The sequence below is a fragment of the Candidatus Melainabacteria bacterium RIFOXYA2_FULL_32_9 genome, from assembly GCA_001784615.1.
Taxonomy (GTDB): domain Bacteria; phylum Cyanobacteriota; class Vampirovibrionia; order Gastranaerophilales; family UBA9579; genus UBA9579.
In genome coordinates this window covers 1-10658 of record MFRQ01000028.1, presented here as the reverse complement: position 1 = coordinate 10658, position 10658 = coordinate 1, and the positions used below count along the sequence as shown (strand labels likewise).

The following is a 10658-nucleotide window of genomic DNA, read 5'->3' as shown; positions in this document are numbered from 1 at the left end:
AGCCGTATTAGATTCATTATTTTTATCATTTATTAGTTCTTAAATTCTCACTTAATAATGAAGAAAAAAAGTTTAGAAGCAAAGTCTCAAAACAAGCATTTAAATTATCAGAAAATTTCTTCGTTATTAATTTTATATTTTACTTCTTCACCTTTTTCATTCGTAAGAACAAAATAATATTCTTTTAGCTCAAATAAATCATTGAATTTCAACACATAGCAATTCACAGCTGAAAAAGGATGCAATGGCGCAAAATTATCTTTTTCTGCAATTTTTTGAATGTCTGCTTTTCTTGGTTTTATTATATTTTTCTTTTGATTTGGGCCATTATACTCGTTTACATCTATAATATGAGCTTTATAGTTTTGAGCGAAATCTTCAGCATCACCATAAAGAGCTACAAGGAACCTGACTTCATTTTTGTCAACTATTCTGTCAATTTTGGTACTTAAACGCTTTTTGACAGCTTTTAAATCTTCTTCTACTTTACCAGTTGAATTTTGATCTGTTGTTTTGGTTGCTATTTGGATAAATGGGGAATATATGTTTAAAATTTGGCCTGTACCATCATTTATCCAGTTTGAATTTAAAAGATCCCTTGTCGACATTCCTTTTGATTTAAGTCCATATGTAATTGCAATATCAATGCTCTCATCGTCAATTTTAATTAAAGCTAAAGATGAGGTTGTACCGAGAATAAATGTAATTATACTTAGCAAAAATAGATTTAAATATTTCATAACCTGACTCTCCCTATAAATATATAAATTTGGTAGAGGTATAAAAATAAGTGATATAGAACATATTCGGAAATCAAATTTTCCTAATACACTGACAAGTTAATTATGATGTATGAGTGAGCTGATTTTCTCCGTCGCTGATGCACCTTAAAATTGACATGGTGCATAGGCTTCCTCCGAAAACCTACTCACTCTCCATAATTAATTGGTCAGAGTACTAGTGTCATTGTGAGGAACGAAATGCAATGAAGTGACGAAGCAATCCAAAAGAAGATAGTAATAATATTATTTGGATTGCTGCGCACCTACGGTGCTCGCAATGACAGTGCGACGATTAGCTGGATTATGACTCTATTTATCACTTTAATTTTTACCATTACCATAAATTTTAAGAAAAGTTTATCAAATATAAACAAGCTAAAAAATTAGCCATATGGTAATTTAAATAACCCTCATGTCTAATTGCATCAACTCCTTTTAGTTATTTTCAGCCTTCTTTCTCATTATTGTAAAGTGCTTGTATATTTTATGAGATTTTTATATGCTACATATATGTGTACTAAGGACAGCGTAAAAAATACGTTAGTATTTTTGTAGCCTGCTTCTTATAACCAGCAAATAAGCGAGCAATAAATCAATCTAATTCTGGACTAAAAGTCGCTCCTGTTATTGTGTTTACAAAAATTTATTTATTTATTTAAAATTAGGGAATATAATTGATTTAAGAGAAATCTATTAATATAAAAGTTTAAAAGTATGAAAAAGACTGAAATTGATTATAATATTGTAATTGTTGATGATGAACCTATTGTGACATCAACTTTAAGAACGCTTCTCAAGTTTGAAGGGGATTTTTCTCCTGTTATTTTTAACTCTCCTGTGGAAGCTCTTGAATACATTAAGAAATCAGAAATTGATCTTGTAATTTCTGATTTCTTAATGCCTCAAATGAATGGTATTGAATTTTTATCAGAAGTTAAAAAACTTCACCCGGGAGCAAGTCTTATTTTACTTACAGGATATGCCGATAAAGAAAGCGCGATTAAAGCTATTAACGATATAGGGCTTTACAGATATATAGAAAAACCCTGGGATAATGAAGATTTAATATTATGCATAAAAAACGGGCTTGAAAGAAGCCATTTATTGGAAAAACTAGAGCAAAAGGTCAATGAATTATCAGAAGCCAAAAAGCAATTGGAAATTTATAATGAACAGCTAGAATCTATAGTTAGTGAAAGAACTGCAAATCTCATAAAAGCAAACAATAAATTAAGCGCCATAATTAACCATAGCGCTGATGGAATTATAACCATTTCTAAAGATGGTAAGATAAATCAGGTTAATCCGGCATTTGAGAAAATTTGCAGTTTGTATAAAAAAGAAATAATTGGCGAAAACTTCTCAAAAATATTTTCCGGTAATGATAATGAACCAATTTATAATAAACTAAATCCTGAAAGCGATGTTCTCTTAAGGGATTACAAAGTAATAAACCACAGAAAGGGTAAAGATATACCTGTTGAAATTAGCTTTGCCCCTATTATTCCTGGGGAACACCAGGAAGCTAATTACTATGTTGGAGTTGTTAGGGATATTACGCTTCAACTTGAGGCAGAAAGATTAAGAGAAGATTTTATTGCTACTCTTACTCATGACCTTAGAACTCCATTACTAGCTGCAATACAGACATTAAAGTTCTTCCTTGACGGCTCTCTTGGAGAAATGTCCCAAAAACAATCCAAACTGCTTGAAACAATGCTTTATAGTAATCAGGATATGCTTGGCCTTGTAAATGCTCTTTTAGAGGTTTATAAGTATGAATCCGGTCAACTTGTACTATGTAAAGATTATTTTGATTTAAATGACCTTGTTTCACAAAATATGCAGGAAATTCAGTCTTTAACAGAAAAAAAGCAAATAAAATTAATTGTTAACAAAATAAATAACGATAAAGTTTTCGCTGACAAACAGGAAATAAGGCGTGTTCTTGCAAATTTACTTGGTAATGCTATAAATTATACATCTCAGGGGGGTAAAATTAATATTTATACAGATCTCAGCGATGATGCTGTTACTATAACAGTGGAAGATAATGGAACTGGTATCCCTGCTGAAGATATACCTAAATTATTTAACAGATTTTCTCAAGGAACAAGCAAAAAACGCTCTTGTAGTACCGGTTTAGGCTTGTATTTATCAAGACAAATAATAGAAGCTCATGGCGGAAGAATCTGGCTTGAAAGTGAGCTTGGTAAGGGTAGTAAATTCAGGTTTACTATTCCAAAAGCAAAAGAATTAGTGTGTAAGGAATAAGTGAGTAAGGGAACAGTATGGCAGAGAAAATAAAGGTGTTATTGGTAGAAGATCATACTATGACAAGAATGGGTCTTCAGCTTGTATTAGAAAAAGCTGATGACATAGAAGTATACGGTGAAGCTGAAGATGGAGAAAAAGCTGTTGAGCTTACCAAAGCTTGCAATCCTGATGTGATTTTAATGGATATAGGCCTTCCACTTATGGATGGGATTGAGGCTACTCAAAAAATCAAAGATGCAAATCTTGGTTCCAGAATTATTATGTTCACTTCAAGAGATAGTGAGCAGGACGTGTTTGCAGCATTAGGTGCAGGAGCAGACGCTTACATAATGAAAGGTGCTTCACCTGAACAGTTAATCTCTGCTATAAGAGCTGTTAATGAAGGTACAGCATGGCTTGATCCTGCCATTGCAAAAATAGTTTTGAGAAATGTCACACAAAACAAGCTTTCTCAACAGGATAATTCACAAAATATTAACAAAAAATCTACTAAGACGGGATTTTCTGCAAATTTAACTGAAAGAGAACTGGAAGTCTTAGGACTAATCGTAGAAGGATTAACCAATCCTCAAATAGCTGAAAGATTATTCATTACCAGGGCTACAGCAAAAGCACATGTACACAGTATTTTACAAAAAATGTGCGTGGATGACAGGACTCAGGCAGCTGTTACTGCTATGAGAGAAGGTTTGGTTTAAGTAAATAGCCTGAAAAGAGAATTAAATAATGAAAAATTCTCTAAAATACTTGTTTATGTTCTTTTTACTATCAATTTTAATAATTGATAGTAATATAGCCTTTGCACAAAAAGCACCTAATAAAGGCCAAATTACCCAGCCCAGCCTTAAATTTGAATATTATAATATATTTCCAGGAGGTCAGGAGCTTAATCTTTTTGGGATAGAAAAGAAAAGAGAAACCATTGGCCCGGGAATTATATCTCCTGATATGGAAAAAGTTGCTTATTCAGAGGTTTATTTTTTTCCTCAAAACAAGCAAATAAGTAGTAAAGTTTTCTATATTAATGCCGGCCCATTAGAGAAGCTTGATGATTTGTCAACAACTCTTTCTCCATCTGAACTGGCAAATATTTTTGCAATTAAAAAAGTTGATAATCCCGGCAACCAAATTCTTCAGTCAGGAAATGACACCTTTGATTCACAAATATTTAGAACTTTAACAATAATAGACTGGTCTAATGATAGTCAAAAGCTGCTAATAAAAGAAACTGTTGGTGAACACCTTAGAGGGATCTGGGCTACTAATTTATGGATATACGATTTTGATGTCAAAAAGGCCAGAAAGCTCGATGATATCAGAAAAGCAATAACTTATTATTGGAAAAACAAATATCATCTTTATTTAAATGATTATAGATGGGATATTATACCTCTCGGATGGGACACCACTAATCCTGATATGATAGTTATAAATGCTTATGGATATAACAATAATAATAAAGAATTCCTCGGATGTTGGGGGATAGATTTTAGAGGAAAAAGGTCTCAATTATTATCTTTAGATAATGAAAATTGGCCTGTTGAGAAAAATGGATTTGTAATAGCTGATAAATAAACTTTTTGATATTTTAAAACTAACTATATAAAATAAAATTAATAAGAGACGAGGGAAGAGTTGAATGAGAAAGCCATTTTTTTATATATCATTATTTATTATGAGTTGGATTTATACAACTCAATTTAAAAGTGTGGATTGGGATCTATGGGCAAGATTAGCGGTAGGAAAAATATTTTTTCAAACAGGGCATATATTAAAAAATGATATATTTTCATATACGACAACTAAACCCATTTGGATAGATCATGAATGGGGATCAGGAGTAATATTTTACTTTTTAGCAGATCATTTTGGAGATGTGGGACTCTTATTGCTAAAAATAGTCGGAACTTTTCTGATTATCTTTCTGATAAGCAAGATTGTTGAGCTTCAAAATATTCAGCCTAATAAACATTTAAATCTAGTTTTCTTTATCCTGGCTTTAATGGGACTATTTTATGGTGTAGCATCAACCGTAAGGTGCCAGCTATTCACATTTATATTCTTTACTCTCTGGATATATGTACTGGAAAGAGTGAGAAGAGGTGAAAACAGGTTATTATGGATATTTCCTGCTACATGTTTAATATGGGCCAATCTTCATGGAGGCTTTGTATCAGGATTAGGCCTTATTGGAATATATGGAATTGGAGAATTTTTAAATAAAAAACCGTTTAAAAAATACTTTTTAATCCTGATTCCTGCTGTTTTAATAACCCTTATCAATCCCTATGGAGTTAAATATTGGAGTTTTATAGCTCATGCAGCTACAATGTCAAGATTTACTATATCTGAATGGCTACCAACAGGAATCTTTCCTCTGGATAAATGGAAAGGATTTAAGATATTTACAGTTATTGCCTTATTAAGTTTCTTATTCAGCATTATAAGAAATTTACCCAAGCCTCAAAACCTGGCTAAAAAGTATTATGAACTTGATAAAGTCAAATATTTACTATTAATTATTACTTTTTATCTAGCCATGAGGTATAATAAGCATCAAAATTTATTTGTCATAAGTGCTGCAAGCTTTCTTTATTATGATTTTTATGGAATATTCGATACCTTTAGAGATTATATAATCTCACTTTTCAATAAGGTAAAGAAAACAGAAAATACAACCTGGGGCGAAATAGCAGCTAAAGTGCTAGAGAAAGGAGCCTTAGCAAAAGATATTTTAGTATATTCTATAATAATCGGAATTGGAGGGGCTTTAATATGCACAACTCCTCTCAAATTTGGAATTGATCCTTCAAAATTTCCTGTTGAAGCTGTTGAATTTATTAAGAAAAATAATTTATCAGGAAATGTCCTAACTCTTTTTCACTGGGGCAGTTATGTTGCCTGGAAACTTTATCCGAATAGCTTTATAGCTGAAGATGGAAGATATGAGGAAGTTTATCCTGAAGAAGTACATTTGAAAGTTTATAATTTTAATTACAAAGTCAACAATTTATGGCTCAATATTCTAAGAGAATATCACACTGATATCATACTTATGGAAAAGGCAAATTCACGATCTTACCTCTCTATGCTTGAAAATAAACAATGGAAACAAGTATACGATGATTCGATAAGTGCAGTGTTTATACCTTCAAGGGAATCTAAAAAGTCTTATGTAATGCCAAGGATTAATGAAAAACTCATTTTTGAGAATAAATTTGATACAGCAATTAATTTTAGATAAAGGATTAAAAAGTAAAATTGGAAAAGATGAAAATAAGGAAAATTCTTTTCTATACAGTTATATTTATTTTGATATGGGTATACTTGGCTACATTTAATGAATTTGATTTTGATCTATGGGCAAGATTAGCAGTAGGAAAGATATTTCTTGAAACAGGGCAGGTATTAAAGAATGATATATTTTCATATACGACAACTAAACCCATTTGGATAGATCATGAATGGGGATCAGGAGTCATATTTTACTTTTTAGCAGATCATTTTGGAGATGTGGGACTCTTATTGCTAAAGATAATCGGAACTTTCCTGGTTCTTTTTCTGATAAGCAAGATTATTCAACTTCAAAATATTAAACCTAATAAGCATTTAAACCTTTTATGGTATTTTCTGGTTTTTCTGGCAATCTTTAATGGTGTAGCATCAACCGTAAGGTGCCAGTTATTCACATTTATATTCTTTACTCTCTGGATATATGTACTGGAAAGAGTGAGAAGGGGAGAAAACAGGTTATTATGGATACTTCCTTCTACATGTTTAATATGGGCCAATCTTCACGGAGGCTTTGTATCAGGATTAGGCCTTATCGGGATATATGGAATTGGAGAATTTTTAAATAAAAAACCGTTTAAAAAATACTTCTTAATCCTCATTCCTTCTGTTTTAATAACTCTTATCAATCCTTATGGAGTTAAATACTGGCAATACATTATTAACGCCCTTTATATGCAGAGAACAACTATAGCTGAATGGATGCCAACTTCATTATTTGGCCCATTTGAAGAATGGCAGTGGTTTAAGATTATATTAATCTTGTCTATAATAAGTATAATTTTCTCTTTTGTGAAACAAAGACTTAAATTTAAAGATTTAGACAAGGTTAAATATCTTTTAATACTAGTTTCCTTATATATGGCAATGAGACATATTAAACATCAGCCATTTTTTGCTATTGCAGCAGGAAGTTTCTTATATTATGACTTTTATAGAATATTTAGCTCTGTTAGGGATTTTATAGTTTTAAAAGTGGGAGAAATTGCTGATAAGATACTGAAAAAAGCAGCTCTTATTAAAGATATTACAGTTTATACGTTTATAATTATTGTCGGCAGTCTGATAATATTAGGAACGCCTATGCAGATTAGTGTGCCTGACTACAAATACCCGGTTCAAGCAGTAGAATTTGTCAAGCAGAATAATTTATCAGGCAATCTATTGGCTCCTTTTCATTGGGGAAGTTATATGGCCTGGAATCTGCATCCACAATGTCTAATAGCAATTGATGGAAGGTATGAAGAAGTTTATCCTGAAGAAATTGATAAGTTAACAGCAAACTTCGATTATGTTCTTGATAAAAATTGGTATGACTTTCTCAAGAAATACCATACTGACATCTTGATCCTGGATAAAAGGCTTGATTCTTATCAGGCAATTTTAAATATAAAGTTTTGGAAAAAAATTTATGATGATAAAATAAGTGCAGTATTCGTTCCAATTCATACGGTAAAGAATTCATACACAATTCCCAAAATGGAAGAACATCAAGTTGAAAAATACAGTACAGCAATTAATTTTCTGGATTGAGGAATAAAGAAGAGGATATAATGAACGACTTGCATTATAAAACATCTGTAGAACTTAGACAGGCCTTATTAAATAAAGAAATCTCAGCTAAAGAACTGGTTGATAATGCTTATACAAGAATTAACCAGGTTGAAGATAAAATTCAGGCATTTACCTCTTTAACTAAAGAATTAGCTTATGAAGTAGCTGAAGAAGTTGATAAAAAAATCGCAAATAATGAAGAATTACCTCCTCTTGCAGGGATTCCTATGGGGGTTAAAGATAATATTTGCATAAAAGGACATATAACTACTGCCAGCAGCAAGATGCTGGAAAATTTTGTTGCTCCATATAGTGCTACAGTTGCACATAAATTAAGAGAAAATTTAATTCCGGTTATTGGAAAAACCAATCTTGATGAATTTGCAATGGGCAGTTCTACTGAAAACAGCGCTCTAAAAATAACCAGAAACCCATGGAATCTTGATATGGTACCAGGAGGCAGCTCTGGCGGCTCCAGTGCCTGCGTATCTGCGGGAGAAACAGTTATATCTTTAGGTTCAGATACAGGAGGAAGCATAAGACTTCCGGCTAGTTTCTGTGGAATTGTTGGAATGAAGCCTACTTATGGTATGGTTTCAAGATTTGGTTTAATTGCTTTTGCCAGTAGCCTTGATCAAATAGGCCCTTTAGGAAGAAGTGTTGAAGATGTAGCAACAACTCTTCAGGTTATCAGTGGGCATGATTGCTATGATTCCACTTCAATTGATATACCTGTCCCCAATTATCTTGCTAATCTAAAAAAAGATATTTCCGGTTTAAGAATAGGCGTTGTATCTGAATTATCAGGTGAAGGCCTACAACCTGAAGTTAAAGAGGCACTGTCAAATTCAATAAAAGTACTTGAAAATCTTGGAGCTAAGATTGAAGAAGTATCTCTTCCTCATAATAAATATGCTATTGGAACTTATTATATCATCGCAACAGCAGAAGCTAGTGCTAATCTGGCAAGATATGACGGCGTTAAATATGGATATAGAACTCCTAATGCTGAAAATCTAATGGAAATGTATACTAAAACCAGAGCTGAAGGTTTTGGCGATGAAGTGAAAAGAAGAATTATGCTTGGAACTTATGCTTTAAGTTCAGGCTATTACGATGCTTACTACAAAAAAGCCCAGCAGATTAGAAGTTTGATTAAAAAAGATTTTGATAAAGCCTGGGAAAAAGTGGACCTTCTTATTTGTCCAACCTGTCCAAGCACTGCTTTTGAGATTGGATCCAAAGTTTCTGACCCATTAAGCATGTACTTAATGGATATAGCAACAATTACTGCAAATTTAGCTGGAATTCCAGGCATAAGCCTTCCATCTGGACTTGATAATAAGGGGTTACCCATAGGACTCCAGATTTTAGGCCCTGTATTATCTGAAGAAACTATGTTAAGAGTTGCTTATTCATTTGAGCAGGCTATAAATTTTAATAAAAAACCTAATATTTAGTAAAATTAATTATTTGGGTTATTGAGTAAGATGTGTTTAAAGCATATTAATAGACTATTTCATAAATTTGGGAGGGCAAATTCTCTCCGTCACTGGTTCTCGGATGCTACCGCATCCTGCGGAGGTTCCTCCGAGAACATACCTTCCCAATCATTATATTTTTTGGGACATAGTATTAGTTGGATTATTATCGTATTTATATTTTTCTCTATGGCTAGTGGAGATAGAGCTTTTGCCGTTCAAAAAGCAAAAATTATTAAAAATGAAGTAAAAAGTGCAATATCTAATCCGGAAACTCGATTATACAAGCAGGCTGAAGAAGATTTAGACAGCCGTTTTTATCAGGCTTACAGAATAGTAGAAAGACTTGCAAGAGCTAATAAACTTGACAATTACCCATGGAGAGTTATAATTCCAAAAAATAAAGACTATGAAATGAATGCTCATGCTGATTGTAGTAATGCAGTTATTATTGAACGAGGTTTTATAGATAGTTTTTCAGGAGAAATATCTGTTCTTGCTTATGTAATAGCGCATGAAATGGCTCATTTGATAAACAAAGATGCTGCAAGAAGTGGTCGAGACAATCAGGAATATCGCAGAAAATTGGAGGAATTAGGAGTTACCGTTGCAGAATCCAAAGGTAAATCTGCTCAAAAAGGATTTATAGAACAAATATTGTTGGAATACTATTATAAAAAAGCAAATGAGGAAACAGAAGAAATCAAGAGAAAAGTGAAAGAACTGGAATATGATTTATTAGCCAAAAATAGAAATAGAGAATATGCTGCTGATAAAGACGCCCTAATTTATATGACAAAAGCAGGTTTTTACCCTAAAGATTCAACAAGATTTTTAGAATTAATAAAGAGGCAGGATGATACTGTAGATCAGGAAATATCAACTCATCCAAAACCTGATAATAGAATATGGCAGATGGAAAATTTGTTAAAAACAATTGATGTTCAAAAGCTTAAAGCAGAAGGAAATAAAAATGTTGCAAGTTCTAAGCCTCTAACTTATCAGAAATTTTACGATGTTGAAACTCGCAGCAAGTATAAAATTATATCGGCTATCGTAGTTAATTCAAAGTATGGATCTGTTGATAACGTGAATAAGCCTTTTGAAGAATTATTTGGCAAATAAATTAAGAAACAGACAAAAATTTTGACTTAAAAATTTTATAATCAGTAAAAACGTTATCCCGAACCATGTGCTAAACTTGCTTCAGTATTGTTTCGGGATCTATCCGGTTGGTAACACTATATCAGTCATAAAAAGTAAACAGTAATAT

9 protein-coding genes (1 of these 9 running past the window's edge) are annotated in these 10658 nt (G+C 32.3%); 8 read left to right on the top strand and 1 reads right to left on the bottom strand.

All coding sequences use genetic code 11. The annotated features are described in order from the left end of the window. Nucleotides 1–43 carry the final stretch of a hypothetical protein gene (locus A2255_05120; protein ID OGI22761.1) on the top strand. The gene continues 941 nt to the left of window position 1, outside the view, so the window shows 43 of its 984 coding nt (coding positions 942–984); its start codon lies beyond the left edge, outside the window; its stop codon occupies nucleotides 41–43. A gap of 64 nt (nucleotides 44–107) precedes the next feature. On the opposite strand, the gene A2255_05115 is transcribed toward A2255_05120, so the two are convergent. After that, complete coding sequence (locus tag A2255_05115; protein ID OGI22760.1) at nucleotides 108–740, bottom strand: hypothetical protein; 633 nt, start codon at nucleotides 738–740, stop codon at nucleotides 108–110. Between the two features lie 756 nt (nucleotides 741–1496). Here A2255_05115 and A2255_05110 point away from each other — a divergent pair. The 7 genes from A2255_05110 (at nucleotide 1497) to A2255_05080 (ending at nucleotide 10510) form a co-directional block, all read left to right on the top strand. Further along, entirely contained in the window at nucleotides 1497–3056 is a 1560-nt protein-coding gene (locus tag A2255_05110; GenBank protein ID OGI22759.1) for a hypothetical protein, read from the top strand. 17 nt (nucleotides 3057–3073) lie between these two features. Then, complete coding sequence (locus A2255_05105) at nucleotides 3074–3757, top strand: hypothetical protein (GenBank protein OGI22758.1); 684 nt, start codon at nucleotides 3074–3076, stop codon at nucleotides 3755–3757. 28 nt (nucleotides 3758–3785) lie between these two features. Continuing rightward, nucleotides 3786–4634: a hypothetical protein gene (locus A2255_05100; GenBank protein ID OGI22757.1), complete on the top strand. Its 849-nt coding sequence runs from the start codon at nucleotides 3786–3788 to the stop codon at nucleotides 4632–4634. Between the two features lie 64 nt (nucleotides 4635–4698). After that, nucleotides 4699–6303, top strand: coding sequence for a hypothetical protein (locus tag A2255_05095; GenBank protein OGI22756.1), 1605 nt, complete (start codon nucleotides 4699–4701; stop codon nucleotides 6301–6303). Nucleotides 6304–6386: 83 nt separating this feature from the next. Then, nucleotides 6387–7883: a hypothetical protein gene (locus tag A2255_05090; protein OGI22755.1), complete on the top strand. Its 1497-nt coding sequence runs from the start codon at nucleotides 6387–6389 to the stop codon at nucleotides 7881–7883. Between the two features lie 20 nt (nucleotides 7884–7903). Beyond that, on the top strand, nucleotides 7904–9364 hold the full coding sequence (gatA, locus tag A2255_05085) for an aspartyl/glutamyl-tRNA amidotransferase subunit A (GenBank protein OGI22754.1): 1461 nt from the start codon (nucleotides 7904–7906) through the stop codon (nucleotides 9362–9364). Between the two features lie 210 nt (nucleotides 9365–9574). Continuing rightward, nucleotides 9575–10510, top strand: coding sequence for a hypothetical protein (locus A2255_05080; protein ID OGI22753.1), 936 nt, complete (start codon nucleotides 9575–9577; stop codon nucleotides 10508–10510). Nucleotides 10511–10658 lie beyond the last annotated feature (148 nt).

Coding starts and splice junctions, on each gene's coding strand:
- A2255_05115 (OGI22760.1), bottom strand. CDS start 740: ATGAAATATTTAAATCTATTTTTGCTAAGTATAATTACATTTATTCTC.
- A2255_05110 (OGI22759.1), top strand. CDS start 1,497: ATGAAAAAGACTGAAATTGATTATAATATTGTAATTGTTGATGATGAA.
- A2255_05105 (OGI22758.1), top strand. CDS start 3,074: ATGGCAGAGAAAATAAAGGTGTTATTGGTAGAAGATCATACTATGACA.
- A2255_05100 (OGI22757.1), top strand. CDS start 3,786: ATGAAAAATTCTCTAAAATACTTGTTTATGTTCTTTTTACTATCAATT.
- A2255_05095 (OGI22756.1), top strand. CDS start 4,699: ATGAGAAAGCCATTTTTTTATATATCATTATTTATTATGAGTTGGATT.
- gatA (OGI22754.1), top strand. CDS start 7,904: ATGAACGACTTGCATTATAAAACATCTGTAGAACTTAGACAGGCCTTA.
- A2255_05080 (OGI22753.1), top strand. CDS start 9,575: ATGGCTAGTGGAGATAGAGCTTTTGCCGTTCAAAAAGCAAAAATTATT.